This window comes from Bacillus sp. FSL K6-1284, assembly GCF_038002625.1.
Classification (GTDB): domain Bacteria; phylum Bacillota; class Bacilli; order Bacillales; family Bacillaceae; genus Bacillus; species Bacillus paralicheniformis.
The window spans coordinates 3,012,137-3,038,256 of sequence record NZ_JBBOCW010000001.1; the positions used below are offsets into that span (position 1 = coordinate 3,012,137).

Consider the following 26,120-nt stretch of genomic DNA (forward strand, 5'->3'; position numbering starts at 1 on the left):
ACAGATGAGAATAACAAATATGCTTCTCCACAAATTTATGCGCATAGCGGAGGGGTTATGATAAAAACTTGTTCTCCAAACATTTAACGGATCGTTAACATCCGATTCAGCGCAAGAATGGCATCTTTTGCGATATCTTGATCAACTTTGATCACGCCTGTCAGTTCACCTTTGTCAATCTGCTCCAGCGACCACAGCAAATGCGGCATGTCGATTCTGTTCATTGTCAAACAAGGGCACATATCTGGATTAAGGGATTCGATTTGTTTATCAGGATGTTCTTGAATGATGCGCGAAACAAGGTTCATCTCTGTTCCAATCGCCCATTTGCTCCCCGGTTTTGCTTCATTAATCGTATCGATGATTTTTTTTGTAGACCCGCTGAAATCGCTGAGTGCGACGACTTCATGGGTGCATTCCGGATGAACGATAACATTAATGTCCGAATCCCGTTCTTTAACACTTTTGATATTCGCCGCGGTAAATTTTTCGTGAACAGAGCAATGCCCCTTCCACAAAATGATTTTTATGTCTTCATAATCGCCGTTATACTCAAGTTTTTCTGCGATGGGATCCCACACCGCCATTCTGCTGAGGGGAATGCCGAGGTCAAATGCCGTGTTTCGTCCCAAGTGCTGATCCGGAAGAAATAAAATTCTCTCCTTTTGCGATAGCGCCCATGTCAACATGCGGGCCGCATTTGAGGATGTCACGGACGCTCCCCCATTTCTTCCTACAAAAGCCTTGATTTCCGCTGTCGAATTGACATATGTGAGGGGAATGATAGTATCGCCAAACAGCTCTGCAAGCTCTTCCCAGGCGCGATTCGTCTGCTGCATGTTGGCCATATCGGCCATCGAACAGCCTGCGCGCATGTCCGGCAAAACGACAATCTGTTCGTCGGAAGTAAGCATATCGGCTGTTTCTGCCATAAAATGTACGCCACAGAACACGATATATTCCGCTTTTTTATTTTTTTGGGCGACTTGCGCCAGCTGAAGCGAATCTCCCGTCGCGTCCGCAAATTGGATCACTTCGTCTTTTTGGTAGTGATGCCCCGGGATAAACAGCCTTTCTCCGAATTTCTTTTTGATATTCAAAATCCTTCCGGCCATTTCTTCTTCGGTCAATTCTTTATACAGCTCCGGCATCATGCCGGCGTTCCTGTCATGAATCAAGTTTAAAATAGACATCTGTCACCTCTCCAATCCCGCTTATTTTTTCAGATCGACATTCATGCTGATATCAAGGCTTTTCGCCGAATGGGTCAAGTAGCCCAATGAAATACAGTGCACCCCTGTTCCCCTGTATGCGGGGAGATTTTCAAATGAAATTCCGCCTGAAGCTTCCGTCATAATGCCTGCGGGTGTCATTTCCGCAAATGCTTTCACCTTGTCAGGAGGACAATTGTCAAACATAATGATATCGGCTTCAGCCTCAATCGCTTCTTGAAGCTCTTGTTCAGACTCGATCTCCACCTCGATTTTGACCATATGGCCGCACGCTGCCCGTGCTTTTTCAACCGCTTTTGAAATCGAGCCGCAGGCGCCAATGTGGTTGTCTTTAATCATGATGCCGCCGTCCAAACCAAAGCGGTGATTGCAGCCCCCGCCGGTTTTGACCGCGTATTTTTCAAGAATGCGCAGGCCCGGCGTCGTCTTTCTCGTATCGCAAATCGCGATATCCGGATCATTCAGCCTGATAACGGACTGCTTTGTTAAAGTGGCGATCCCCGACATTCTTTGAATGAGATTCAGCACGACCCGTTCGCCGGTCATGAGAGAAGCTGCACGGCCTTTGAGCCGCGCGATCGTTTCTCCTTTATGGACCGCTTCGCCATCTGTTTTCAGCATTTGCACGGCGATCGTTTCATCGAGCAGCCGAAAGCCTTCGAAAATCACTAATTCTCCTGCAAACCATCCGTCATCCTTCGCTGTGATGACAGCTTCGCATTGAAGATTGGCATCGAAAACGGCTTCAGAAGTGAAATCCCCCCAGCCGATATCTTCCTTGAAAAATTCTTTAAGCATGTTCTTAAGTATGAGCCGCTGCATATTTCACAATCCCTTCGTTTTGTCTTATCTTGATCCCGCCTTTTGTGTGAACGATTTGCTTGCCATGCCAGTTTTTATCATCAGGCGCCGGGCGATCCGAACGGTAATGGCCGCCTCTGCTTTCTGTACGAAGCAATGCCGAGGCCGTCATCTGCTTGGCGGTCTGCCATAAATGAGCTAATTCAAGCTGTTCTTTTGTGATTCCTTTCACATTCACGATTTGAAAAGGCACTCGCTCAAGCCATTCTTTCGCCTTCGTCAATTCATCCTCCGTTCGCACGATCGCCACATGATCCGTCATGCGTTTTTGCATATCCTTCACATCTGTCAGGGGAACAGAATATGTCACATCCTCAGGCTGAGGAGATTGTCCTCTGACAGGCTCAGGTTTTTGATAAGCTTGTATCCGTTCCGCCGCTCTCCTTCCGAAGACGATGCATTCCAAGAGAGAATTGCTTGCCAGACGGTTGGCACCGTGAAAGCCGGTGCATGCAGCTTCCCCAATCACATAAAGGTGTGGAACCGCCGTTTCCCCCCATCTGTTCACAGAAACGCCCCCCATTAAAAAATGCATGCCCGGTGAAACCGGAAGCCGGCCTTCTTCAATGGAAATTCCGGCTTTTTCGCAAAGAGAGGAAATCGTAGGGAAGCGGCTTTTAAAGTCTGATATGCGGGTAATATCCAAAAATACGCTGCTTCCACAGGCAAGCTTTTCGTGAATCGCACGAGATACGATGTCCCGCGGCGCTAAATCCTGCATGTGGTGAATCCCTTCCATCACCCGCTGGCCGTTTTCATCAACCAAGACAGCTCCTTCTCCACGCACAGCTTCTGAAACAAGCCCGTGTGCGCGCCCGTCTTTGACGAGCAATGTAGGATGAAATTGAACGAATTCCAAATCTGCGAGCTCGGCTCCTGCCCGATATGCCAAAGAAATCGCATCGCTTGTCACAGAACGGTTATTCGTGTTGATTTGAAATAGATTTCCGCAGCCTCCTGCCGCCAGCACAACAAAATCGGCTTTCCTGAGAAAAGTCTTTCCCTGGCGGTCTTTCGTCCAGACGCCCGCACAGCGTCCGTCTTCCATCCATAAATCCGCCGCCGTTTCGTATTCTTTCAGTATGACGTGAGGACCGAGCCTTCCGATTAAGTGCCGGATCAGCGCCTGCCCCGTAGCGTCTCCCCCGGCATGCAAAATTCTGTTCATCGAATGTGCGCCTTCTTTGCCGAGGTTGAGCTTTCCGGATTCGTCAGTATCAAAAGGGAAATGCTGAAGAATCAGCTCATCAATAAGGCGCTGGCCGTCTTTAATGGCATCTTGAACCGCTTCGATTTGATTGTGGCCGCATCCGGCATATAATGTGTCGTCCGCATGAGCTGACCAGGAATCGCGAGGCAATACAGCCGAGGCAATTCCTCCCTGAGCGAGGGTTGAATTGCTGTCTTTTACAGATGCTTTTGTCATCACAATCACTTCATAAGACGGCGGAATGGATGCAGCAAAAGACAGCGCAGCGGCACCTGCTCCGACAACAATTATCGTCTGATGAGACATGTCGACTCCTCCTGTAAATTTACATGTGTCTTGACACCTATATTTACATATCGATAAAATAAACTCAAGTATTTTTTATAAAGAATGGGAGACGAGAGCCGTGATTTATCTTGATTATGCAGCGACGACACCGGCAGCAAAAGAAGCCTTGGACGCGTTTCAAAAACTGAGCATAGACGTGTACGGAAATTCGAGTAGTCTGCATGATGCAGGAGGGAAAGCCGAAAGTATTCTGCGCTACTGCCGCCAAAAGATGGCGGAACTTTTATCCGGGGAAGAAGAAGGCGTTTATTTTACGAGCGGCGGCACCGAAGCCAATTTTTTGGCGATTCACTCCATCTTAAATGGACTCCCCTCGAGAAAGCAGCGCTTTTTAATGACAGAAATGGAACATCAGTCGATCCACATTTTGAAGCGGCATCTTGAGATACTGGGCTTTGAAGTCGACTTGATGAAACCGAATGCTTCAGGCATCATCACAACAGAGATACTGGAACGGCACCTCCGTCCTGATACAGGTCTCGTCTCAATTCAGCATGCCAACTCAGAAACAGGCGTCATCCAGCCCCTGGCAAAGCTTTCGGCTTACTTGCATAAGCGGGACGTGCTCCTGCACAGCGACTGCGTACAGACCTTTGCCAAGATTCCGGTCGGCATTGATGAGCTCGGCGCTGATGCCTTATCTGTTTCAAGCCATAAAGTATACGGACCAAAAGGAGTTGGAGCGGTCTATATTCGGCCTGGTGTGAACTGGAAACCCGTCTACCCGGGCACTTTACATGAAAACGGATTGAAGAGCGGCACCGTCAATGTCCCTGGAATCGGCGCTTTCATTACCGCTGCTGAGTTGACAATAAAGCGTATGGATGCCGCGTATCTTAAACATCAGGAGCTGCGCGCCCGTTTTCTGGAAAAGGCAAAAGCCCGGAAGCTTCCCGTCTCCCTCGCTGTGCCCGATTCGGCAAATTCGCATGTTCTGCCGCATATTATAGGTTGTTTTTTTCATTCCTTTGAAGGACAATATACTATGCTGGAATGTAATCGGAGAGGAATTTGCATTTCTACCGGAAGCGCGTGTTCAGCCGGCTATCATGAGCCGTCGAATACGATGAAAGCCCTTTTAGTCCCAAGGGAGCTCGCGCTTCAATTCGTCCGAATTTCGTTCGGATGCGATACGACAAGCGAACATGTTGATAAGCTGTTGGACGTTTTTGAAGATATGATGCATGAGAAAGGAGACCATCGGATTGACAGACGGATTAAAACTTACGGGAGCTGAGCGGCGCCAGCAGCTTCTGGCCTGGCTGAAGGAGTCTGAGGCTCCGCTGACAGGAAGCGAACTGGCGAAAAGAGCATCTGTTTCACGGCAGGTCATCGTACAGGACATTTCTTTATTAAAAGCAAAAAACGAACCGATCATCGCAACAAGCCAAGGATACGTGTATTTGCAGTCAGTTCTCGGCAAAAAACAGCCGGTTCAGCGGCTCATCGCTTGCGACCATGAGCCGGAAAAAACGGAAGAAGAGCTGAATCTGATCGTCGACTTTGGCGTAACGGTGAAAGATGTAACGATTGAACATCCTGTCTACGGCGACTTAACAGCTTCGATCAGAGTCAGCACAAGAAAAGAAGTCTCGGACTTCGTCAAAAAAATCTCTTCGACAAACGCGGCTTATCTGTCTCAACTGACAAACGGCACCCATCTGCACACATTGGAGGCAGATAACGAAGAGAAGATCGAACAAGCTTGCGACGCCCTGCAAAAAGCGGGCATCCTCATTCCCGAATAAAGAAAAGGTCCTTTGCCGTCATCAATGCAAAGGACCTTTCTTTATAATGTATACGCATTGTAGGCTCCGAGCATTTTCACCTTACAGCCCAAAGCTTCAAGCTCAGCTATCGCACCTGGAATCAGCACATCGTCCAGTGCCATTTCAATATCAATAATGAAAAAATAATTGCCGAGACCGGTTTTTGTCGGCCGCGATTCAATTTTAGAAAGATTCAAATTTCTCCAGGCGAAAGCCGACAGCACCTGGTGGAGAGCCCCTGATCTGTCCGAAGGAAGGGTTACCAGCAAAGTCGTTTTCGGCCTTCCCGTCAAGTGCGGATTGACCGGCGGAGATGCCTCGTGATTCGGATGAAGCATCACAAATCTCGTGTGATTGTATTCATAGTCATGCACATCTCTTTTGACGATGTCTAATCCATACGTAGCGGCTGCCATTTCATTGGCAATCACGCCGATGTTCTCATCCGGATGTTCACTCACGTATTTTGCAGCTGCACCGGTGGATGTCGCATATTCAAACGGAATGGAGCGGAACCGGCTGTGCAAAAATTTATGACATTGCGCGATGGCATGGGAATGGGAATAAACTTTCTGAATGTCTTCCCAAGCCTCTTTTCTTGCAGGATGCACAAGTAAATGCTGACGGATGGGAGCGGTGATTTCTCCGACAATATAAAGAGGCTGTTCGTGGATTAAGTAGTCTATTGTCAGATTCACCGATCCTTCAATCGCATTTTCAAGCGGGACGACAGCCAGATCAATCTCACCGTTCATCGCCGCATCCATACAGGCGGGTATCGTGTTAAATGCTTGCTGGTCTGCATCTGAAAAGCAGGAGCAGACGGCAAGGTGCGTAAATGTTGCTTCTGGACCTAAATAACCTACTCTCATACTCATGATATATGACATTCTCTCCCTTTAAGCGCCCGAACCTAGTATTTCGACCTTTTCTACGAATTCCAGCTTTCTTAATTTGTTCATCAGCAAATCGATATTTCCATCCATTCCTCTCGTACTGACGGACAGCGTGACATTCGCTCTTCCTTGAAGAGGGATGGTCTGGTGGATCGACAGCACGTTGCAGCCCGATTCAGCCACCACTTGGAGCAGATGGGACAGCGTTCCCGAGCGGTCCTCCAAATGAAAAAAAAGCGTGATAATCTGTTCCTTGACCATCGTATAAAAAGGAAAAACCGCATCTCTGTACTTGTAAAAAGCGCTTCGGCTCAAATCTACCTTTTGGACGGCTTCAGCTACAGATTCCGCTTTTTTCCGCTCAATCAGCTTTTTGACCTCAAGTGTTTTCCGCATTGCCTCCGGCAGCACGTCTTCCCTGACAAGATAAAAGGTCTCCTCTTTCACAGACTTTTCTCTCCTTTTAAAAACCCTGATTCCTTTACATTGATCCAGCAAGCGAAAGGAAAGGCGTTCCTTTCAGCTAAAAGTCGGAGAGCTTGCCTGGCAAACCCTCCGGTATGATCAGTCGATAAATTCAAATTCAAATTCGAGAAGACGGATCGTATCTCCGTCTTTTGCACCGCGGGCCCGAAGCGCGTCATCAACGCCCATTCCGCGAAGCTGTCTGGCGAAACGCTTAACAGACTCGTCTCTTGAAAAATCCGTCATTTTAAATAAGCGTTCAAGCTTGGCTCCGCTGAGCACAAAGGTGCCATCAGGATCACGGCTGATCTCAAACGGCGCTTCCTCATCCTCAAGCTTATACATGACTCTGTTTTCAGTCATGTCTTCTTCGTCGTAGAGCGGGAATTCCGGCGTCGTTTCCAAACGGTCGGCAATCTCAAACAGCAGATCCCTCAATCCTTGTCTGGTCAACGCGCTGATTGGAAAAACAGGATAATCATCTGTAAGCTTTTCTTTGAATGCCTTCAGATTTTCTTCCGCATCCGGCATATCCATTTTATTGGCGACAATAATTTGAGGACGTTCTGTCAGCCTCAGATTATACTGTTCAAGCTCTTTATTGATGGTCACATAATCTTCATACGGGTCGCGCCCTTCAAGACCCGACATGTCGATCACGTGCACGATGACGCGCGTTCTTTCGATATGTCTGAGGAATTGGTGTCCGAGGCCAACCCCTTCGTGCGCCCCCTCAATCAGTCCCGGAAGATCCGCCATTACAAAGCTGCGTCCGTCTTCCGTTTCGACCATTCCGAGATTCGGATTCAGCGTTGTAAAATGGTAATCGGCAATTTTCGGCTTGGCCGAAGACACGACAGACAGGAGTGTTGATTTTCCAACGCTTGGAAAACCGACAAGACCGACATCGGCCAAAACTTTCAGCTCGAGAACGATATAGCGCTCCTTGCCGGGTTCGCCGTTTTCAGAAAGCTGCGGCGCCGGGTTGGCAGGCGTCGCGAAACGGGTATTGCCTCGTCCGCCGCGTCCTCCTTTTGCGATGACGGCTTCCTGTCCGTGCTCCGTTAGATCAGCGATGACCTGCTTTGTATCATCGTCAATGACAACCGTGCCGGGCGGGACTTTTACAACCATGTCTTCTGCATTTCGGCCGTGCTGGTTTTTAGACATGCCGTGTTCTCCGCGCGTCGCCTTAAAATGTCTTTGATATCTAAAATCCATCAGCGTGCTGAGGCCTTCGTCAACTTTGAAAACGACGTCTCCGCCTTTTCCGCCGTCACCTCCGGCAGGGCCTCCTTTTGGCACATATTTTTCGCGGCGGAAAGCAACCATTCCGTTGCCTCCGTCTCCGCCTTTTACGTATATTTTTACCTGATCAACAAACATAATGTCCTCCGTTCTATTCCTAAAAAACCGCTTTACTTGATATGAATTTCAGCGATGCACTCACGGTCTGTTACATCAAGCCGCTTGATTTCATAAAAATCAGCCAGTGAATGATGAAAGTCTTTGATACCGGTCAGCTTTGTGAATACGCCGTGGAAATCCAGAAAGATGACGAGCCGGTCGTCCGGACCGTCCGTCTGCAGCGTGATCGTCAGATGATTGTCGCCGCCTTTCAAAACGGCATCCTCAAAAGTCCCAAACAGCTTTCTGACGAAAACGACGAGCTTCTCTTCATAAGCTGACAAATCTCTGACCTGACCGATCACCTCATATTCAAGCGTCAGCGAATGGGCCATCCAGTTAAATGTAAGCAGCTCATACGCCGCACGCGGGATTTTAAGGTTTGAAAGCTTTGATTCATGCTGAGCTTCGATGACCACTTCATCAATAATTTCAAATACGCGGTCATACTTTTTTAATGTTAAGTTTCCTTTAATCAATTGCAGTTTATTCATCCAGTCGTGCCTTGAATGGCTGAGCAGATGAATAAGCTCATGGGTCAAAGCCTTATCGTCCATCGTCTTTTCTTGTTTTTTCGAAGTTTCTTCCATTTTTGCACTCCCAATCGTTTGTTCTCTATTTTAGGAGTCTGATTCAGTTTGTACTTTGAATTATAACAGAGAAGGCAGTATAAATGAAACACGTTTATATACTTTAAAGAAGCAGAATCAGAGCGGAAACCCGGCCTTGTCCAGGGGGCGGGAAGGTGTTTTTCAGCAAGTCACGGTGCTGTATGTAAAAAACTCCGGTCAGAACGACCGGAGTTTCGTTTAAAGGTTAGGCTACAGGATATACGCTCACTTTTTTGCGGTTACGGCCGAAACGTTCGAATTTAACAGTTCCGTCGACTTTTGCATATAGAGTGTCATCTCCGCCGCGCCCAACGTTTTCACCTGGATAGATTTTTGTTCCGCGCTGACGATAAAGGATGGAACCGCCAGATACGAATTGACCGTCTGCACGTTTAGCACCTAGGCGCTTCGCCTCAGAGTCACGTCCGTTCTTCGTTGAACCTACTCCTTTTTTAGATGCAAAAAACTGAAGATCTAATCTTAGCATGTAGCTCACCTCCTATATTTTGTTCGTCGTTACTTTTAAGTAACCTTTGTAGTCTCGTTCGATCGTTTCAAGGGAGACGATCATGCCTTCGAGAAGGAGCTGCGCCTTTTCAAAAGCCTCCCGATCCGTACCGTCCGGGAATCCGAAAGATAAAAATCCTCCGTCTTCCCCGAGGTCAATGACCGGCTCAATGCCCGTCAGCTTCATGACGGCATTGACAGCTCCAAAGGCGACCGCCGATGCCCCTGCACAAACGAGATCCTGACCATGTTCAGCAAAATTCGCATGTCCCGACATTTCAAAGCCTAAGATGTCTTTGTTCGATCGGGCTCTGGTAACCTTTGCATGAATCATATCATACACGCCTTAAGCGTTGATTTTTTCGATTACAACTTTAGTGTAAGGTTGACGATGACCTTGTTTTTTATGTTGGTTTTTCTTCGGCTTGTACTTGAATACGGTAATTTTTTTCGCACGGCCTTGTTTTTCAACTTTGCCTGTTACCGTAGCGCCTTCAACCGTAGGGCTGCCAACTTTAACATTTTCACCGCCGACAAACAATACGTTGTCAAAAGTAACTGTTTCGCCGGCTTCAGCAGCAAGCTTTTCGACGTATACAGTTTGGCCTTCTTCAACTTTGATTTGTTTTCCGCCTGTTTGAATAATTGCGTACATCTCTGCACCTCCTAATAAACTAAGACTCGCCAATCACAGGGGGCTAAGAAAGCACTTAACACCTGTGCTGAGCGGTTGTAGCACGGGTGCTACATCCATAACATTAAAAAATATACCAGAAAAGAGCCCGAGTGTCAATGTCTTTTAGAAGGATGGACGGTCAATAAACCAAAAGCAGATCTTCCATTGAGGAAGTCGTGCGCTTGTCTGTAAAATAAGCGTGGAGAACTTCGTTTTCATCAAGCTGGCTCAGTTTTTGTCCGTCCTTCTCAATAATGATCGGGTGTTTGCAGCCTCGTTTAAACAGGAGCATGACCTCATAAATCTGCTGTTCAGCGCACACCGTGATCGGGGCGAGGCGTCGCACTTCCCTCTCCTTTCCGTAATAGCGCTCAAGCAAAAAACGGATATGGACGTAATGGCGATTGCGATATTCCTGGTAAAGAGATGCAGCCAAAAATACGAGGAGCACCCAAGCGCTCAGCTGTGACGGGGAAACCAACAGAATTGCCGCGATTAAAACAGAACAGCAAAAGCACGACACAGCCAGCATCACCCGCTGTGCTTTCTGATACGGAAGGTGTTTTGAAAACAGCAAAAACAGCAGCTTCCCGCCGTCAAGCGGCCAAACCGGAAACAGATTAATCAAGAGGATGGTCAGATTGTAAAAGGTAAACGTTTCAAATATATGAGGGCTGACGAGCGAATTGACCGCCAAAAGCCATGCAGCAAATTGAAGCCAGATATGCTGAACAGGCCCCGCGGCGATGACGGCCAGCTCTTCCTTTAACGGTCTGTTGCCATGTTCATCGACTTCAAGCGTTCCCCCAAAAGGCAGCAGGAAAATGCCTTTAATTCTCCATGAAAAATAAACGGCAGCAGCAGCGTGGCCAAGCTCGTGGATCAAAATAACGATCATTAAACAAAACAGCGCTTTAATATGTCCTGTCATGATACCGATCGCCATGACAAGCCACAGCAGCGGGTGAATGTGAAGCTTGGTGAAGAGCTCCGTCCATTTATTCAAATGTAATCACCTGTATCGGATCAACAAATTCCTCTCCTTGTTTGATCGCGAAGTAATAGACGCCTTTTTGATTTTTATCCTGCTTAATCGTTCCGAGCTTCGTTCCTTTATCTATAAAATCGTATAAAGCGACATCCGCTTTTTTCAGCTGGCCGTAGTAGGTATAGCTGTTGTCCGCATGCTGCAAAACCACCGTCAGGCCCGTTTCCGGATTTTTGTCCACTTCAATGACATAGCCTTCCTTCATGCTGCGGATCGTTTCGTCTTCTGTTTCTACCTTAATGCCCTGGCCTGAGAATTTCTCCTGAACCTTTCCCATGGCAGGAACAGCGAGATCTTGATTCACCTCGACCTGACTGGATGGTTTGTCACCTTTCGGTTGAAAGAATGCGAGGGGATCGCCAAACTTGGATTCATACCAATTCTGGAGAGCCGCAAATTGGAACTCTTCAGTAAACACCTGGCTGATGACCGGTTTGATTTGGTTTGCGGGTTCAAACTGGCCTTTGTAGGCAATAGCGGACACAAGGACAAGACATGCCGACAGAAGACATTTCATGATGAGCGCATCCGCTTTGACAAGAGGGTGCTTCCCATTTATCAGCAGGGAGCTTCCCTCAGGCGGAGGGAAGTCTCCGGCCTTTTCATCTTCCGAAAAGGCTGTCCATGCAGGCGGCTTGACCGGCAGCTTTTTGCCGCCTGACGAAAAGGGCTGTTTATCCGGCGCCTTCCGCTTTCTTTTCCTGGCCATTCTTTTTCGAATCTCATCTGCTCTATGACTCATAACCCTCATCCTTTACATTCAGGTTCGTTTGTTCAATGATATGTCTTGTCCTAGGCGTTTATGACGGTATATTGACATAAAACCAAAAGGTTTCATATAATAGATAGGAAACCTTTTGGTTTTACTTTTTTCTAGGAGGTCTATTATGAGCAATCAACAAGTGCCTGATATACATAAACAGGCTGTTTTTCACGCATCGATAGAAAAAGTGTGGGAGGCCGTCGCCACCAGTGAAGGCATCGCCGCCTGGTTTATGCCAAATGATTTCCGTCCGGTGATCGGCTGTGAATTCACCTTGCAGTCTCCGTTCGGCCCCTCCCCTTGCAAAGTGATCGAGCTTGAAGCGCCACATCGACTCGCTTTCAGCTGGGATACGTCGGGATGGATCGTCACATTTGAATTGAAAGAGCTGTCTGCAGAAAAAACCGAATTTACCCTGATTCATTCAGGATGGGGCGCGCCGGAAGAAACGGTTGCAAAAGCGGGAGAAAAACAAGCGGATGTCCGCAATCGGATGAATGGCGGCTGGGAAGTGATCGTCAATCAAAAGCTGCGTCAGGCAGTTGAAGGCTAGTGACATCATCGGCCGTAAAACATGATGTGTTCCAAGCCGTTTCCGATCCCTCACGGCGAAAGATGCTGAAGCTCCTCGCCGGCAGGGAATTGCCTGTAACAGATATCAGCACTCATTTCCCGATGAGCCGAACGGCTGTTTCAAAGCATCTGAGAATTTTGTCAGAAGCCGGACTTGTCAGCGGAAGAAAAGCGGGCAGAGAAAAACTGTACAGGCTTCATCCCGAACCTCTCGCGGAGCTGCAGCAGTGGCTCGCCTACTTCGACATGTATTGGGACAATAAGCTTTCCTTGTTAAAGCACAAAGTCGAAAACGATCAATGAAACTGCAAAAAAGCAATCTCGTTTTGGAGATTGCTTTTTTGCAAGTTAAGCGCGTACGCCGAAAAATGATTTAATCTTTGCGAAAACGCCTTTATTTTCTTCTTCAAACGACTGTAAAGGCACAGATTCGCCCAGCACGCGGCGGGCGATGTTCCGGTATGCGATTGAAGCTTTATTGTTCGGATCCATGACGACAGGCTCCCCGTTATTGGAAGCTTTAATCACTTCGTCATCATCCGCAACAATACCGATCAGTTCGATCGACAAGTGCTGAATGACTTCATCAACATCCAGCGTATCGCCGTTTTTCATTAAGTGGTTGCGGATCCGGTTGACGACAAGTCTCGGCGGCTCAATATTTTCTTCTTTTTCAAGCAGGCCGATGATCCGGTCGGCGTCACGAACAGCGGAGATTTCCGGTGTCGTCACGACAATCGCTTTGTCAGCGCCCGAGACCGCATTTTTATAACCTTGCTCAATCCCTGCAGGGCAGTCGATGACAATGTAGTCGAAGTCTTGTTTGAGCTGCTGGACAAGCTTGACCATCTGCTCGGGAAGAACAGCCGACTTATCGCTTGTCTGGGCGGCCGGGAGCAAATAAAGCAAATCATCGAAGCGTTTATCTTTCACAAGCGCCTGATGGATTTTGCATCGCTCCTCAACGACATCTACCAAATCATATATGATTCTATTTTCAAGGCCCATGACGACATCAAGATTGCGCAGGCCGATATCCGTGTCAACGAGACATACCCGTTTTCCCAAAATGGCCAAGGCGGTGCCAAGATTTGCGGATGTCGTCGTTTTGCCTACTCCGCCTTTCCCCGAGGTTATTACGATAGCTTCACCCAATTTTACATTCCTCCCTCAAGCCTTGTTAAACTAGGTCTTAAATGAGCTAATTGCTGAAGGCGGTCAATGACCATATTCTCATTTTCATCTAAATAAGCACATTCCATGTCGTTCCCTTCTTGGATGTGGTCTGGGGAGCGATTGAGCACATGATTGATACGCAATTGAGTCGGTCTCATATCCGAAGCCGCAATAACAGCTCGTTTATTTCCATTAAAACCGGCGTGGGCAATCCCTCTTAATGAGCCGAGGATGAAAATATTCCCTCCGGCCTTCACCATTCCTCCCGGATTCACATCCCCAATCAGAAGCAAATCACCCTCCGTTTCGAGGACTTGCCCTGAACGGACAATTTTAGCGACAGAAATAATTTCGCTTTCCGCTTTTAAACGGTTTGCTTCATCTTTGGTTATGACTTCACTTTCAATGGAGTGGATGAACAGATTTTGTTTCTCAGTGATCACATCGGTCAAGATCTGTTCTTGCTCCTCGGTCACATAACGGTGGCCGAGCTTAACGAGCACACTGATTTTCTGGCCTTTTCCATCCATATAATGTTCGAGTGACAGCATATCCTGAAGACCGTACAATAATTCTTCAAAAGAGCATGTGTCATCAAGATGAAGCGTCAATCCATTTTTCGTTCCTTTAATTGTTACGTATTGCTGCTTTTGGGTCTTCACGGTGTTCACCTCAACATCATACTCTTTTCGACATCGGCTCATAAAATCCTCTTTTACTCATTCCTCAGCTCTTTCTTAAGACTGGTAAAAAACCATTTGAACGGGTAAATGAGCAAAAGGCCGCCAACGGCGTTCAGCCCAAGCGTAGGCAGGAGCCTGCCGAGCACAAATTGATGGAACGGCATGATTTCCGGACGTATCAGCATCTGCACGCCATATTGGTAAAATTCAAGAACACAGACGGCGAGCAGCGAAATAAAAATGACGACCAGCGCGTTTGTCTGCAATACTTTGAATGCTTTTGACGATAAATAGCAAATACCGGCAAAACCGAACATATATACACCTAAAAGGTCGGTGTAATTAATATCATATAACAGTCCGAAAATAAATCCATATGTAATGGCAAAAGGCTGATTGACATAAGCCGTCATAAAAACTAAGACAAGCAGCAGAAAACGCGGGATGAGCTGCTGTTCTTCCGTCACAAAAGGCAGGTTGACAAAATCCGCGTAGACGCTGTCAGATACTAAAACAAACATCATCACGACGGGAAGAAGGAAGCGTTTCACGAACCTTCCTCCTCATCGTCCATCTTGTTGACATCCACCGTATCAAGCGTTCTGTCGACGACGATCACGTTATCAAGGTTATACATATCGGCCGCCGGCTCTACATAAGCGATTTTTGTCAAGCCGTAGGAATCGGGTTCAACCTCTGTCACTTTTCCGATTGTCAGGCCTTTCGGAAAAACGCCGCCCGCACCGGAAGTTTCGACGAGGTCTCCTTTTTTCACTTCCCTGTCTTCATCAGGCTCAATGATTTCCATTGACAGCGCCTTTTTCTCGGAGTCGTAGCCGTTGATGATTCCGTTGACCGTTTTCTTGCCTTTATTTGCAGCGATAACCGTAGAAATTCTGTTGTTTCTGTCTGTTGCGCTTAAAAGCTGGACGGTGGAAGTGAAATTGTTCACTTTAGTGCTTTTGATTTTTCCGATCAAGTTGCCGTTTTCATCTGTGACCGCCATATCCTTTTCGACGCCGTGCTTAGAACCTTTGTTAATCGTGATCAGGTTCCACCACTCATACTTATCGGGATTTCTGGCGATAACAGTCGCCAGAATCGGCGTGTAGTCTTTAATTGATTTCAAATGGCCGAGCTCTTTTCTTAAAGACTTATTTTCATTTTCAAGCTCTTGCAGCTTTGCCTCGTATTGCGTCTGGCCGTCGAGCTTTTTCCGCAGGCGCTCATTTTCGCTGTACGTATTTTTTAAGTCTTCGATATTTTCAAAGAAGCCCGCAAAAAATTGAGCGGGCGTATGAAAAATCGTCTGGAATACACCAGTTGTATCGCCAATAAATTTTTCGGGCCAAGTTGCATTCCGGTCATTCTTTAACGAAAATCCAATCATTGCCACTAAAATGATGATACAAAGGAGTAAAAGCATCAACCGTTTATTCGTAAAAAACTGCGGCATGATTATACACCTCTTCTATTCCCTGTGTCCTTAATTTTTGCCTTTAAATAGATGAATTTGCTCGAGAGCTTTACCTGTTCCGATCGCTACACAGTCAAGAGGGTCTTCCGCAATTAAAACCGGCATTTTCGTTTCTTCGCTGATGACTTTGTCCAAGTGACGCAGCAGCGCACCGCCTCCTGTCAGGACGATTCCGCGGTCCATAATATCAGCCGCGAGTTCAGGCGGAGTTTTTTCAAGCGTATTTTTTACGGCATCGACAATTGCAGTCACAGTGTCGCGAAGCGCCGCTGTAATTTCTTTTTCAGTGATTTCAATCGTTTTCGGCAGACCTGTTAAAAGATCGCGGCCGCGGATTTCCATGCTTTCTCCGTTTTCAGAAGCTTCGGCAGAACCGATTTCAAGTTTGATCGCTTCCGCAGTACGGTCACCGATCATCAAGTTATATGTTTTTCTAATATAAGTAATGATTGCTTCATCCATTTCATCACCGGCAACGCGAATAGACTGGGATGTGACGATGCCGCCGAGGGAAATAATCGCGACTTCGGTCGTTCCGCCGCCGATGTCGACCACCATGCTTCCAGTCGGTTCCCAAACAGGAAGATTGGCTCCGATCGCCGCTGCAAACGGTTCTTCAATCGGATATGCATCTCTCGCCCCGGCCTGGCGCGTAGCGTCGATTACCGCACGCTGCTCAACCGCCGTAATTCCCGACGGGACACAAACCATGACATAAGGCTTTCTCGCAAATAAGCCTTTGTTTTTAACAGCTTTGCTAATATAATGTTTCATCATTGTCGCTGTTGTTTCATAATCAGCGATTACGCCATCTTTCATCGGGCGGAGGGCGACGACATTGCCGGGCGTACGTCCGATCATGTTTTTCGCATCGTTTCCGACTGCAACGATCTGCTTTGTATCTGTTTGCAGCGCAACGACGGAAGGCTCCCTGACGACAATTCCTTTACCTTTCACAAAAACAAGCGTATTCGCCGTTCCTAAATCTATTCCAAGGTCTCTCGCACCAATTCCAAACATTTGTATGTATCTTCCTTTCTTAAAACAATATTCCTAAGCAAAAACCCATAAATTCTATTATAGCTTAATTTAATGAAAAAAAAAGTGTTACAAATATCCTTTTTCTTTTAAGCTCACAAATTTTTGATCACCGATGATGATATGATCGAGCAATTCGATTCCAAGCAGCTGTCCGGACTCGTGAAGGCGCTGTGTAACTTCTATGTCTTCGCGGCTTGGAGCCGGATCTCCGGACGGATGATTGTGGACGCAGATGAATGAGGCTGCGGAGCGCTTTAAAGCTTCCTTAAACACTTCCCTCGGATGGACGATTGAAGAGTTCAAGCTTCCTATAAAAATTGTTCGCTTGTGGATCACCTGGTTTTTCGTGTTCAGATACAGGCATACGAAGTGCTCCTGAGACAGAAAGCGCATATCCCCCATTAAAAAATTGGCCGCATCTTCGGGAAAACGGATCACATAACGGTCTTTGCAGGCAAGGCTGTGAATGCGCCGGCCAAGTTCGAGCGCCGCCAAAATCTGCACGGCTTTGGCGCGGCCGATCCCGGAAATGCTTGAAAGCTCCTCAGCGGATGCTTCTTTTAACAAACGGAGGCCGTCAAACGTTTGAAGCAGCCGGCTTGAAAGCTGAAGAACCGATTCTTTTTTCGTCCCGGTTCTGAGCAGTATCGCGAGCAGTTCATGGTTTGACAAACTTTCGGCGCCTGTGTTGAGAAGGCGCTCCCGCGGCCTTTCTTCATCAGGAAAATCCTTTAATTTCAACGGCAGATCGCTTATGATAAACCCTCCCTTTTGATTCCCTTCTCGTTCGGTTTATCAAAAGGAGTGAAGATCGAACGTTTTCAGCATTCTCATCGTTTTGGAAATCGGAAGACCCACAACTGTATAATAGTCTCCCTTTATCTGTTTGACAAAAAGCGCGCCTTTTCCTTGTATTCCGTATGAACCGGCTTTATCAAACGGCTCTCCTGTAGCGATGTAAGCGCTGATTTCCTTTTCTTCAAGAGGCCAAAAAAAGACTTCGGTTTCTTCAAAAAATGTTTCGCATCTCTCGCCGTCCTTAATGCAGACGCCGGTAAGCACTGAATGGGTCTGTCCCGAAAGCATGCTCAGCATCCTTTTTGCATCTTCGGCATCTTTGGGCTTGCCCAAATAAGCCCCGTCATAAAGAACAATGGTGTCGGCGCCAAGCACGACGGCATCAGGATATTGTTCGGCTACTGCACGCACTTTTTGTTCCGCCAACCATTTGACGTTTTCTGCTGGTGAAAAGTTTCGAATTAATTTTTCTTCCGCGTTGCTCGTAACGATGCTGTATGGAATCTGAAGAAGATCGAGGAGTTCCTTTCTGCGGGGTGATTGTGAAGCCAATATGAGCTGTCGGGTCATAAGAAGACATCCTTTCAAAGGTTTTTGCATAGGAAAAAAAGATACCTGTTTTATCCTACCAAAAGAACGCCGCCGCCACAATTTCAGAAAAGTAACTTTTTAATGACAAAAATCGTGAAAATAAAAAAACCAGCGCCTCTGCTGGTTTTTTTATTTTATTTGGCTCAGCAATAGCTGCTGGCTTTTCCAGCCGTTGGCTGCGGTCGGTTTCTCAAGCAGGTTGACGGCTTCCAGTATGCTCTTCTTTACCTCTTCAGATTCTCCTTTTGATTTGGCGCCGTCAAGTTCAGCTTTGACATCAGCTATGTTTTGAGATGTAACCTCCGCGCCGAGAATCGCTTTTGCCGACAGCTCGGCCGCTTCTTTAAAAGGCTCTAGCAAACCGGGCTCGAGTGCAACCGGAAGCTCTTTTCCGCCCCACGCTTCAAAATCGTTTTCGATTAATATTTTGCCAATTTCAGATGTCATCTGTTTTTCCCCTGTTATTCCGGCGATCACATAAAATCCGTCGTCTTTGGCAATCGAAACGGCGGCATACCCCTTGTCTACGATTTGAGAGGCCAGCGTCTCCGCTCCTTCTTTAGATGAAAACTTGCCGGCCTGAACGGCAAAGCTGTGAAAAGATTCTCCCGCTTGTCCGCTATTTTTTTGTCCGCTCTTTTTCTCTTCGGCACCTGAGTCACCGGCTTTTACCGCCTGTCCGTTTTCCGCATCCGCACCCAAGCTGCCGGATGCCGGCACTCCTTCTTTATGGGTTGCGAGATTCAGCGCGAACAGCCCGAGTCCCGTGCCGAGCAACACAGCAAAGATAATGGTTGCAGCAAAGCGCTTCAAAGGAAACGTAAGGGACATTTTCGCTTTTCGGTTATTTTTAGCCTCGTTTTTCTTTTGATAAGGCGCCACCACTTTGGGATCGTCTTTGTACACGGTTTCTTCTTCGTCTGGAGGCGTCCATGTAAATTCATCTGTTTCAGGTGCGCCGTCCTCTTTTGAAGCCGATATTTCCCGTTCCGCCTTTCTCTTTTCTTCCCAGTTTGAAAAGGTGAACTTCTTTTCTTCATTTCTGTTGGAAAACTCTTTTTCATTTCCGTAGATGGTCTCTTCTCTGCCATTGATCATCACTTTAAGCGGGTCTTCCTGGGGCACTTTTTTAGCTGAGTTTTTCTTGCTCTTCCGTTTTTTCATGTGGCTTCCCTCGCTTTCCGTTTATTGTTTTATATTGAGATTAGGCGGCAGATTGGCCGCTCTCTATACGATCGGCAGAGGGAAGCCAGAAGGAAGGAGGAGTTCTCCCAAAGGCTGTCCCTCTTATTGTCCACACTTTATCACAGCCTCAAAAAAAAAGAACAAGACTTTTGTCGTCTTGCCCAAAAAGGTTTCGTCAAATTTTTCACCACCGTGCCATTTGAAGATACCACTCGATCATTGGATTTCCATAGAAACAGCTTATCAGCGTCCCGATCAGAATCGCGGGAGCAAACGGCATAGGTTCATTTTTCTTTAGCTTTCCTGCCAGCAATGCAATCAGACCAAGCATCGTTCCTGCGGCTGCCGAAAGGAAAAAAGCGAGAATGAGGAGGCGGCTGCCGAGCGCCATGCCGAGCACCGCAAACAGCTTTACGTCCCCCCAGCCGATCCCTCCTTTCGTCAAAAGCAGCGTCAAGAGCGGAAGCATGCCGCCGGCAAACGCACCGCTTAAACCGGAATGCCACGGCTCGAGGGGAACAAGAAACCGTCCGACAGCAAAGACAATCAGGAAAAAACAAAGCACAGCATCCGGAATGACCATATGTGTCACATCAGATACAAAGACGATCAAAAGCAGGGAAATAAGAGCAAGCACAATCACCAGCTCCCCCTGATGCCCAACCTGCATACCGGCAAACGCAAACAGGATGGCGGCGGAGAGCTCAACTGCCGGATACACGATCGATATCGGGGTTTGACACCCCTTGCACCTCCCCCGCTGCATCAAATAGGACAAAACAGGTATCAGCTCCGCGAGGCCCAGCTTTCTTTTGCAAGCCCGGCAGAGGGAACGCGGAGCAATCAATGATATCTTTTCAGGGATGCGTCGCCCGGCTGAACTAAAAAAGGAACCGAGCACTAACCCCGCCGTAAAAAGGTAAAAGATGAACATCACTATCAGCCTCGCACAATCAAATTTAACCGCTTCATGGGAAAAAGCGGCTTCCTGAGGCTGTTATTTTAGCAAATATGAAGCGCCTCCGCTTTTCATAAAACATAAAAATGCGCAGTCAGCCGATGGCCAAAAGCGCATTTTTATGTTTTTTATTCAGTTAAAACTGCCCTGACAGCGGAAATAAAGTAAAGCGACCCGGTAACAATGACCACCGCTTTTTCATCTTCAGCTTGTTCTTCGATATAGCGGAAAACAGAGCCGATGTCTTCATCACATGTTTTATGATCAGCGGTACTTTGCTCAAACAGCTTTTGAGCGGATTCCGCTCTCGGAAAATCAAAAGATGTGAAGTGAATCGATGACGCAAACGACTCGATTTTGCGGATCATGTCTCTGTACGGCTTATCTTTGAGAGCACTGAAGCATACGTGAATATTTCGCCCGTCGAAGTGGGACGTGATCGTCTCGGCCAGCCGCTCTACCCCTTCTTTGTTATGAGCGCCGTCGATATAAACGAGAGGCCTGTTCAATACCTTCTCAAACCGGCCGGGCCATCCCGCCTTATGAATGCCGCGTTTCAGCTCTTCTTCGCTGATGGCCGCATGTTTTTCGGCTGTCAGCCATTCGGCCGCAAGTATGGCCAAAGACGCGTTTTGCCGCTGATGGGTGCCGATCAGGCTTGTTTCAATTCTTTCATAACGATGTAACGGTGTTTTCAGTGAAAACTCCTCTCCATCGGGCAGTGAACGCTCTCCGGACAGCTCGCAATCCTCATGAAGGGATATAAAAGCAGATTCTGTCTCCATCGCCTTTCGCTTTATCACTTCAGCTGCTTCACGCTGATGAACGGCTGTGATAACAGGAACGCCGTGTTTGATGATTCCCGCCTTTTCTGCGGCAATCTCTTTCAGCGTGCCGCCTAATATTGCCATATGGTCATGGCCGATCGAAGTGATGACCGTTAACATCGGCTTCACGACGTTTGTCGAATCCAAACGGCCGCCTAATCCCGTTTCAAAAATAACAAAATCGGTGCGCCGGTATTTAGCAAAATATAAAAATGCGCATGCCGTAATAATTTCAAATTCGGTGGCTGCTCCGAATTCGGTTTTTTCAAGCTCAAGGACGAGAGGCCCGACCTCATTAAAGAGCGCCGTCCATTCGTCGTCCGAGATCGGTGCGCCGTCAACGCTGATCCGTTCGTTAAAGGTAATGATATACGGTGATGTGAAGGTGCCTGCTGTATAACCGGCTTCATTTAATACCGTACGGAGAAAAGCGATCGTTGAACCTTTTCCGTTTGTTCCGGCGACATGAATCGCATTAAGCTTTTTCTCGGGGTGCCCGAGCTTTCTCAGCAGCCATTCCATTCGTTCCAAACCCGGCTTCACGCCGAATTTAAGCCTTCCGTTAATCCAGCTGAGTGCTTCATCAAACGTTTTGAACAAGCGAATTCCTTCCCTTCAATTGATGAAGGTGTTTTCCAGCATCTTTAGAAAGACCTGGAAAACACCTCCTTTTTTCGTTGATTAATTTTTCAATTCGGCAATTCTTTTTTCTACAGCTTCACGTTTTGCCGTATAATCGGCTTCTTTCGCCCGCTCTTCTTCAATGACATGTGCAGGCGCCTTTTTCATAAATCCTTCGTTGCTTAATTTCTTTTGAACCCGTTCAACTTCCTTCGTCAGCTTATCGAGTTCTTTTTGCAGGCGGCTGATTTCTTCCTCAATGTTAATTAGACCTTCGAGCGGCAAAATCAGCTCGGCGCCGGATACGACAGCGGTCATCGCTTTATCGACCGCCTGAATATCCGTTCCGATTTGAAGAAGGCTCGGATTCGTAAAGCGTTCTACGTACGAACGGTTTTCTTCAAGTCGTTCGGCGATTTCCGGCGTGCTTGTTTTAATATAAAGCTCAATCTGCTTGCTAAGCGGCGTGTTGACTTCGCTCCGGATGTTCCGTACAGCGCGGATGACTTCAACGAGAAGCTTCATATCCGCCGCTGCTTCGGTGTCCGTATATTCTTTAACAGCTTCAGGCCACTTGGCGACTGTAATGGATTCCCCTTCGTGAGGAAGATGCTGCCAGATCTCCTCCGTCAGGAAAGGCATAAACGGATGCAACAGGCGCATCGTTTGATCCAGCACATACGCTAAAATAGAGCGGGTCGTCTTTTTCGCCGTTTCATCTTCACCGTAAAGCGGAAGTTTAGCCATTTCGATGTACCAGTCGCAGAAATCATCCCAGATAAAATTGTAGAGATGGCGGCCAACCTCGCCGAATTCGTACTTGTCAGCCAGCTGTGTCACAGTTTCAATCGTTTCATTCAACCTTGTTAAAATCCACTTATCGGCAACTGATTTTTCTCCTGACAGATCAAGCTCTTCGTATGTCATGCCGTCCATGTTCATCAGGGCGAACCTTGATGCGTTCCAAATCTTGTTCGCAAAATTCCATGTTGACTCCACTTTTTCAAAGCTGAAGCGTAAATCCTGCCCTGGAGAGCTTCCCGTCGCAAGGAAGTAGCGCAGCGAATCCGCTCCGTACTTATCGATCACATCCATCGGATCGACGCCGTTTCCGAGCGATTTGCTCATTTTGCGGCCCTGGTCATCGCGGATAAGCCCGTGGATCAAAACATCTTTAAACGGACGTTCTCCGGTAAATTCGATACCTTGGAAGATCATTCTGGATACCCAGAAGAAAATGATATCGTATCCTGTGACAAGGACGTTCGTCGGATAGTAACGCTTGAAATCTTCCTCATCGATATCCGGCCAGCCCATCGTTGAAAACGGCCAAAGAGCGGAACTGAACCATGTGTCAAGAACGTCTTTGTCCTGCTCCCAGTTTTCGGCATCTTCAGGAGCTTCAGCGCCCACATAGATTTCCCCCGTTTCTTTATGGTACCACGCAGGAATACGGTGGCCCCACCAAAGCTGGCGGGAAATGCACCAGTCGCGGATATTTTCCATCCAGTGCAGATACGTTTTTTCAAAACGGTCAGGGACGAAGTTGACTTTTCCTTCGCTTTTTTGCAATTCGATGGCGGCATCGGCAAGCGGCTGCATTTGCACGAACCACTGCGTTGACAAATACGGCTCAACGACTGCTCCGCTGCGTTCGCTGTGGCCGACCGAATGCGTATGTTCTTCAATCTTGAACAGCACGCCCTCTTCCTGAAGATCTTTCACGATCTGCTTGCGGCATTCAAAACGGTCCATGCCTTTATATTGAAGCGCCTTGTCATTCATTGTGCCGTCTTCATTCATAACGAGAATGCGTTCAAGGTTGTGGCGGTTTCCGATTTCAAAGTCGTTCGGATCATGGGCAGGTGTAATTTTGACGGCACCTGAGCCGAATTCCATATCGACGTAGTCGTCTCCGACAATCGGAATTTCCCTTCCTGTGATCGGCAGAATAACCGTTTTTCCGATTAGGTGTTTGTACCGCTCGTCTTCCGGATGTACCGCAACCGCTGTATCGCCGAGCATCGTTTCCGGACGAGTCGTCGCAATTTCAATCGAGCCTGAACCGTCTTTCAGCGGATAGCGCATATGATAGAACGCGCCTTGTACGTCTTTATAGATGACTTCGATGTCAGACAGAGCCGTTTTAGTGGCCGGGTCCCAGTTAATGATATATTCTCCGCGGTAAATCAGCCCTTTTTCATATAGCTTCACAAATACTTCGCGAACCGCTTTAGAAAGCCCTTCATCAAGGGTGAAACGCTCCCTTGAATAGTCAAGGCCAAGCCCGATTTTCGCCCATTGGCTGCGAATAAAATCGGCATATTCCTCTTTCCATTTCCATGTTTCTTCAAGGAATTTTTCGCGGCCGAGATCATAGCGCGTTTTTCCTTCTTCGCGAAGCTTCGCTTCTACTTTTGCCTGAGTTGCAATACCGGCGTGATCCATACCCGGCAGCCAGAGCACGTCATAGCCCTGCATCCGTTTCATTCTTGTCACGATATCCTGCAAGGTGGAATCCCAAGCATGCCCCAAGTGCAGCTTACCCGTCACATTCGGCGGGGGAATGACAACGGTGTATGGTTCTTTTTCAGGGTCGTTTTTCGCTTCAAAAAATTTGCCGTTCACCCAATAGTCGTATCTGTCTTTTTCAACTGCAGACGGATCGTATTTTGTCGGCATCGTCAGTTCTTGATTATCCATTTTCAAACCTCCAACAGTATTAAACGGCTGAACAATAAAAAAGAGCCCTCTCGATCCTGTTAAAAGGACGAAGAGAACTCTCTCGCGGTACCACCTTTTTTCATGAATGCGAAAAAAACGCATTCACGCACTTAAATGGGATAACGGGACTTTCCCGAATTTCTCTACTTTTTGTTCGAGAAATTGCGCTCCTGGGCGACCTTCCAAAAAAGACTGACTGGGAGCCTTTCAGCGAACCGGCTTCCCTCTCTGCAAGCGTCTGTTTTTGTACTCTTCCCATTCAAAGCGGGTGATCATTGACTTTTCAGCACGTACTTTTTCTTTTTCTTATATTACTAAATCTTTTTCATTTTCGTCAATCATCTTTTCCGTTTTTCTCTTGTTTTATACGATACTGGGCCATGCACACAAGCTCTTTTTCCTCATATGATGCTGTAACGATAAGGAGAGGAGGCATAAGATGCGAAAAAAATTCAACACACATTCATTCCAGCCGTGGCTGAAGCAAGTCAGGCTTGTTGCTGTTCAAGTCGTCCTCCCGATCACGATCTTCCAGGGCATACGCACGATCATCTTTCCGACCACATTTGATGTCCTCCTTTTGGGCATTCTCATATTCCTTGCGTGCGCCTTTCACCTTGACTGGATATAAGCACGAAAAAAGTCCGCATCATGATGATGGGGACTCTGTTTCTTCCTGCAGTTTTCTGTTTTCTTCCGTCTCGTGAATGCTCATCACAAGCGGTTCGGCGTTTTTCATTTGCCAGTACGCCTTCAAAAGCGTTGTACAGGCTTCTTTTTCTCCGGGCCCCTTCTCAAGGTCGTAGCGGTTCAGCACACCGAATACAGGCCCGGGGTAAGCCATATAGCTGAGGAATAAGCTGATTTCTTCCTCCCGCAAAGGATAGACATTGTGATACGTATAAAACCAGTTTACACATTCCGTGCACATCACGGGATTCGTCTTAAACATTCTTGTAAAAAATACGATGAGATCGTTCGCTGGGGGCCCGTGGCCCGCTTTCTCAAAGTTCGTAAAGTAACCCGTTCCGGTATCGTTATAGAGAAAATGCCGGACGGACAGCTGCCCGTGGTTTAAAACCATTCTCGAAGACTCTTTGTCTTTCATGGTCTCATACCACTCTTCAAGGTGGGCAAGCGCAAAGTCTGCAGCTGATATCGTCTCTTTGAAATACATGGCTGCCTGAAGCTGGAACGGGGACATATACCATTCGTTTTCCGCTCTTGAGATGAATTCTTCATATTTCTGTTTTTGCTGTTCCCATTTCCGTTTTGTCCGTTCATAGTGCACGAGTATTTCTTCCCGCCTCACACCGAGCTCTTTTTCCGTTCGCTGGTGAAGAAGAGCGATTTCTTTAAACATATATTCGTGTTTTTGGTCACGCTCTTCCTCTCTTTCAAGGGTAAGCCAAGGCATGAGATAACAGACATCTTCTCCGGCTTGCGTTAAAAATTCGCCCGTGCGGTTTCGATAGACGGGAACAAACTGCCTGTAGCCTTTTTCCTCCAGCAAGATCATCTGTTCTGTGAAGCGGGCGTTTCTTGAAGCCGCCAATTTTTTCAGGGCGAATACACCGCGATCCGTATACACTTTCCATACCTTTGGACTGACCGATTCCATATATTCAGGCGTAAGACCGTACTCATTTAAAACAGACTGGATGCCTTCCATC

29 protein-coding genes and 2 other annotated features are annotated in these 26,120 nt (G+C 47.4%); of the genes, 5 read left to right on the forward strand and 24 right to left on the reverse strand.

Going from position 1 to position 26,120, the window contains the following annotated elements; all coding sequences use genetic code 11:
- Positions 1 to 83 precede the first annotated feature (83 nt).
- The 3 genes from nadA to nadB are packed head-to-tail and all read right to left on the reverse strand — an operon-like array spanning position 84 to position 3,609.
- On the reverse strand, positions 84 to 1,193 hold the full coding sequence (nadA, locus tag MHB72_RS15430; protein WP_023855409.1) for a quinolinate synthase NadA: 1,110 nt from the start codon (positions 1,191 to 1,193) through the stop codon (positions 84 to 86).
- A gap of 21 nt (positions 1,194 to 1,214) precedes the next feature.
- A complete protein-coding gene (nadC, locus tag MHB72_RS15435; protein WP_216919878.1) occupies positions 1,215 to 2,054 on the reverse strand; it encodes a carboxylating nicotinate-nucleotide diphosphorylase in 840 nt (279 codons plus the stop codon).
- Positions 2,035 to 3,609, reverse strand: a complete 1,575-nt coding sequence (gene nadB, locus MHB72_RS15440; protein ID WP_216919876.1) for an L-aspartate oxidase — start codon at positions 3,607 to 3,609, stop codon at positions 2,035 to 2,037. Before nadB ends, nadC begins: the two co-directional genes overlap by 20 nt.
- 100 nt (positions 3,610 to 3,709) lie before the next feature.
- On the opposite strand from nadB, the gene MHB72_RS15445 reads away from it, so the two are divergent.
- Both MHB72_RS15445 and MHB72_RS15450 read left to right on the forward strand, forming a co-directional pair.
- Positions 3,710 to 4,888, forward strand: a complete 1,179-nt coding sequence (locus MHB72_RS15445; protein WP_216919874.1) for an IscS subfamily cysteine desulfurase — start codon at positions 3,710 to 3,712, stop codon at positions 4,886 to 4,888.
- Complete coding sequence (locus MHB72_RS15450; RefSeq protein WP_216919873.1) at positions 4,857 to 5,399, forward strand: transcription repressor NadR; 543 nt, start codon at positions 4,857 to 4,859, stop codon at positions 5,397 to 5,399. The genes MHB72_RS15445 and MHB72_RS15450 overlap by 32 nt, the downstream gene beginning before the upstream one ends.
- A 41-nt stretch (positions 5,400 to 5,440) precedes the next feature.
- On the opposite strand, the gene pheA is transcribed toward MHB72_RS15450, so the two are convergent.
- From pheA to MHB72_RS15495, 9 genes are all read right to left on the reverse strand, one after another.
- Positions 5,441 to 6,292 (reverse strand): prephenate dehydratase, encoded by an 852-nt coding sequence (gene pheA / locus MHB72_RS15455; RefSeq protein WP_216920274.1) that lies wholly within the window; start codon positions 6,290 to 6,292, stop codon positions 5,441 to 5,443.
- A gap of 27 nt (positions 6,293 to 6,319) precedes the next feature.
- Positions 6,320 to 6,763 carry an ACT domain-containing protein gene (locus tag MHB72_RS15460; RefSeq protein ID WP_023855415.1) on the reverse strand — a complete coding sequence of 148 codons (444 nt, stop codon included), beginning with the start codon at positions 6,761 to 6,763 and terminating at the stop codon, positions 6,320 to 6,322.
- A gap of 117 nt (positions 6,764 to 6,880) precedes the next feature.
- A complete protein-coding gene (obgE, locus tag MHB72_RS15465; RefSeq protein WP_020452440.1) occupies positions 6,881 to 8,167 on the reverse strand; it encodes a GTPase ObgE in 1,287 nt (428 codons plus the stop codon).
- A gap of 32 nt (positions 8,168 to 8,199) precedes the next feature.
- Entirely contained in the window at positions 8,200 to 8,778 is a 579-nt protein-coding gene (locus MHB72_RS15470; RefSeq protein ID WP_020452441.1) for a sporulation initiation phosphotransferase B, read from the reverse strand.
- Positions 8,779 to 9,004: 226 nt separating this feature from the next.
- The gene (gene rpmA / locus MHB72_RS15475) at positions 9,005 to 9,286 is read right to left on the reverse strand and encodes a 50S ribosomal protein L27 (protein ID WP_003184023.1); all 282 of its coding nucleotides are present in this window, start codon (positions 9,284 to 9,286) and stop codon (positions 9,005 to 9,007) included.
- Between the two features lie 12 nt (positions 9,287 to 9,298).
- On the reverse strand, positions 9,299 to 9,640 hold the full coding sequence (locus MHB72_RS15480) for a ribosomal-processing cysteine protease Prp (RefSeq protein ID WP_020452442.1): 342 nt from the start codon (positions 9,638 to 9,640) through the stop codon (positions 9,299 to 9,301).
- A 12-nt stretch (positions 9,641 to 9,652) separates the two neighbouring features.
- Positions 9,653 to 9,961, reverse strand: coding sequence for a 50S ribosomal protein L21 (gene rplU, locus MHB72_RS15485; protein ID WP_003184027.1), 309 nt, complete (start codon positions 9,959 to 9,961; stop codon positions 9,653 to 9,655).
- 12 nt (positions 9,962 to 9,973) lie between these two features.
- Positions 9,974 to 10,048: a sequence feature (ribosomal protein L21 leader region), on the reverse strand.
- Positions 10,049 to 10,121: 73 nt separating this feature from the next.
- The gene (locus MHB72_RS15490) at positions 10,122 to 10,988 is read right to left on the reverse strand and encodes a M50 family metallopeptidase (protein WP_216919871.1); all 867 of its coding nucleotides are present in this window, start codon (positions 10,986 to 10,988) and stop codon (positions 10,122 to 10,124) included.
- The gene (locus MHB72_RS15495; RefSeq protein ID WP_216919869.1) at positions 10,981 to 11,772 is read right to left on the reverse strand and encodes a peptidoglycan DD-metalloendopeptidase family protein; all 792 of its coding nucleotides are present in this window, start codon (positions 11,770 to 11,772) and stop codon (positions 10,981 to 10,983) included. Before MHB72_RS15495 ends, MHB72_RS15490 begins: the two co-directional genes overlap by 8 nt.
- A gap of 145 nt (positions 11,773 to 11,917) precedes the next feature.
- On the opposite strand from MHB72_RS15495, the gene MHB72_RS15500 reads away from it, so the two are divergent.
- A complete protein-coding gene (locus MHB72_RS15500; RefSeq protein ID WP_026579136.1) occupies positions 11,918 to 12,346 on the forward strand; it encodes an SRPBCC family protein in 429 nt (142 codons plus the stop codon).
- On the forward strand, positions 12,346 to 12,669 hold the full coding sequence (locus MHB72_RS15505) for an ArsR/SmtB family transcription factor (protein ID WP_023855421.1): 324 nt from the start codon (positions 12,346 to 12,348) through the stop codon (positions 12,667 to 12,669). The genes MHB72_RS15500 and MHB72_RS15505 overlap by 1 nt, the downstream gene beginning before the upstream one ends.
- Before the next feature lie 45 nt (positions 12,670 to 12,714).
- Here the strand turns inward: MHB72_RS15505 and minD are convergent, their stop codons facing one another.
- From minD to MHB72_RS15560, 11 genes are all read right to left on the reverse strand, one after another.
- A complete protein-coding gene (minD, locus tag MHB72_RS15510; RefSeq protein ID WP_020452447.1) occupies positions 12,715 to 13,521 on the reverse strand; it encodes a septum site-determining protein MinD in 807 nt (268 codons plus the stop codon).
- Between the two features lie 2 nt (positions 13,522 to 13,523).
- Positions 13,524 to 14,204 (reverse strand): septum site-determining protein MinC, encoded by a 681-nt coding sequence (minC, locus tag MHB72_RS15515; protein ID WP_101561250.1) that lies wholly within the window; start codon positions 14,202 to 14,204, stop codon positions 13,524 to 13,526.
- A 53-nt stretch (positions 14,205 to 14,257) separates the two neighbouring features.
- Entirely contained in the window at positions 14,258 to 14,776 is a 519-nt protein-coding gene (gene mreD / locus MHB72_RS15520) for a rod shape-determining protein MreD (protein WP_020452449.1), read from the reverse strand.
- Entirely contained in the window at positions 14,773 to 15,681 is a 909-nt protein-coding gene (mreC, locus tag MHB72_RS15525) for a rod shape-determining protein MreC (RefSeq protein ID WP_020452450.1), read from the reverse strand. The genes mreD and mreC overlap by 4 nt, the downstream gene beginning before the upstream one ends.
- A gap of 30 nt (positions 15,682 to 15,711) precedes the next feature.
- Positions 15,712 to 16,722, reverse strand: a complete 1,011-nt coding sequence (locus MHB72_RS15530) for a rod shape-determining protein (RefSeq protein WP_003184042.1) — start codon at positions 16,720 to 16,722, stop codon at positions 15,712 to 15,714.
- A gap of 87 nt (positions 16,723 to 16,809) precedes the next feature.
- On the reverse strand, positions 16,810 to 17,484 hold the full coding sequence (gene radC, locus MHB72_RS15535; protein ID WP_020452451.1) for a RadC family protein: 675 nt from the start codon (positions 17,482 to 17,484) through the stop codon (positions 16,810 to 16,812).
- Between the two features lie 54 nt (positions 17,485 to 17,538).
- The gene (locus MHB72_RS15540) at positions 17,539 to 18,111 is read right to left on the reverse strand and encodes a Maf family protein (RefSeq protein WP_020452452.1); all 573 of its coding nucleotides are present in this window, start codon (positions 18,109 to 18,111) and stop codon (positions 17,539 to 17,541) included.
- Between the two features lie 150 nt (positions 18,112 to 18,261).
- On the reverse strand, positions 18,262 to 19,296 hold the full coding sequence (locus MHB72_RS15545) for an SPOR domain-containing protein (protein ID WP_216919867.1): 1,035 nt from the start codon (positions 19,294 to 19,296) through the stop codon (positions 18,262 to 18,264).
- Between the two features lie 205 nt (positions 19,297 to 19,501).
- Positions 19,502 to 20,251, reverse strand: a complete 750-nt coding sequence (locus MHB72_RS15550) for a prepilin peptidase (RefSeq protein WP_216919865.1) — start codon at positions 20,249 to 20,251, stop codon at positions 19,502 to 19,504.
- A 152-nt stretch (positions 20,252 to 20,403) separates the two neighbouring features.
- Positions 20,404 to 21,702 (reverse strand): bifunctional folylpolyglutamate synthase/dihydrofolate synthase, encoded by a 1,299-nt coding sequence (locus tag MHB72_RS15555; protein WP_216919863.1) that lies wholly within the window; start codon positions 21,700 to 21,702, stop codon positions 20,404 to 20,406.
- A gap of 81 nt (positions 21,703 to 21,783) precedes the next feature.
- Positions 21,784 to 24,426, reverse strand: a complete 2,643-nt coding sequence (locus MHB72_RS15560; protein ID WP_216919861.1) for a valine--tRNA ligase — start codon at positions 24,424 to 24,426, stop codon at positions 21,784 to 21,786.
- Between the two features lie 60 nt (positions 24,427 to 24,486).
- Positions 24,487 to 24,719: a binding site (T-box leader), on the reverse strand.
- A gap of 167 nt (positions 24,720 to 24,886) precedes the next feature.
- Between MHB72_RS15560 and MHB72_RS15565 the strand changes: the two genes are divergently transcribed.
- Positions 24,887 to 25,078, forward strand: coding sequence for a hypothetical protein (locus MHB72_RS15565; RefSeq protein WP_020452457.1), 192 nt, complete (start codon positions 24,887 to 24,889; stop codon positions 25,076 to 25,078).
- An 18-nt stretch (positions 25,079 to 25,096) separates the two neighbouring features.
- Here the strand turns inward: MHB72_RS15565 and ysxE are convergent, their stop codons facing one another.
- Positions 25,097 to 26,119: a spore coat protein YsxE gene (ysxE, locus tag MHB72_RS15570; protein ID WP_216919852.1), complete on the reverse strand. Its 1,023-nt coding sequence runs from the start codon at positions 26,117 to 26,119 to the stop codon at positions 25,097 to 25,099.
- Between the last annotated feature and the right edge of the window lies 1 nt (position 26,120).

Coding starts and splice junctions, on each gene's coding strand:
- nadA (WP_023855409.1), bottom strand. CDS start 1,193: ATGTCTATTTTAAACTTGATTCATGACAGGAACGCCGGCATGATGCCG.
- nadC (WP_216919878.1), bottom strand. CDS start 2,054: ATGCAGCGGCTCATACTTAAGAACATGCTTAAAGAATTTTTCAAGGAA.
- nadB (WP_216919876.1), bottom strand. CDS start 3,609: ATGTCTCATCAGACGATAATTGTTGTCGGAGCAGGTGCCGCTGCGCTG.
- pheA (WP_216920274.1), bottom strand. CDS start 6,292: ATGAGAGTAGGTTATTTAGGTCCAGAAGCAACATTTACGCACCTTGCC.
- obgE (WP_020452440.1), bottom strand. CDS start 8,167: ATGTTTGTTGATCAGGTAAAAATATACGTAAAAGGCGGAGACGGAGGC.
- MHB72_RS15470 (WP_020452441.1), bottom strand. CDS start 8,778: ATGGAAGAAACTTCGAAAAAACAAGAAAAGACGATGGACGATAAGGCT.
- rpmA (WP_003184023.1), bottom strand. CDS start 9,286: ATGCTAAGATTAGATCTTCAGTTTTTTGCATCTAAAAAAGGAGTAGGT.
- MHB72_RS15480 (WP_020452442.1), bottom strand. CDS start 9,640: ATGATTCATGCAAAGGTTACCAGAGCCCGATCGAACAAAGACATCTTA.
- rplU (WP_003184027.1), bottom strand. CDS start 9,961: ATGTACGCAATTATTCAAACAGGCGGAAAACAAATCAAAGTTGAAGAA.
- MHB72_RS15495 (WP_216919869.1), bottom strand. CDS start 11,772: ATGAGTCATAGAGCAGATGAGATTCGAAAAAGAATGGCCAGGAAAAGA.
- MHB72_RS15500 (WP_026579136.1), top strand. CDS start 11,918: ATGAGCAATCAACAAGTGCCTGATATACATAAACAGGCTGTTTTTCAC.
- mreC (WP_020452450.1), bottom strand. CDS start 15,681: ATGCCGCAGTTTTTTACGAATAAACGGTTGATGCTTTTACTCCTTTGT.
- MHB72_RS15530 (WP_003184042.1), bottom strand. CDS start 16,722: ATGTTTGGAATTGGTGCGAGAGACCTTGGAATAGATTTAGGAACGGCG.
- MHB72_RS15540 (WP_020452452.1), bottom strand. CDS start 18,111: ATGACCCGACAGCTCATATTGGCTTCACAATCACCCCGCAGAAAGGAA.
- MHB72_RS15545 (WP_216919867.1), bottom strand. CDS start 19,296: ATGAAAAAACGGAAGAGCAAGAAAAACTCAGCTAAAAAAGTGCCCCAG.
- MHB72_RS15550 (WP_216919865.1), bottom strand. CDS start 20,251: ATGTTCATCTTTTACCTTTTTACGGCGGGGTTAGTGCTCGGTTCCTTT.
- MHB72_RS15560 (WP_216919861.1), bottom strand. CDS start 24,426: ATGGATAATCAAGAACTGACGATGCCGACAAAATACGATCCGTCTGCA.
- MHB72_RS15565 (WP_020452457.1), top strand. CDS start 24,887: ATGCGAAAAAAATTCAACACACATTCATTCCAGCCGTGGCTGAAGCAA.
- ysxE (WP_216919852.1), bottom strand. CDS start 26,119: ATGGAAGGCATCCAGTCTGTTTTAAATGAGTACGGTCTTACGCCTGAA.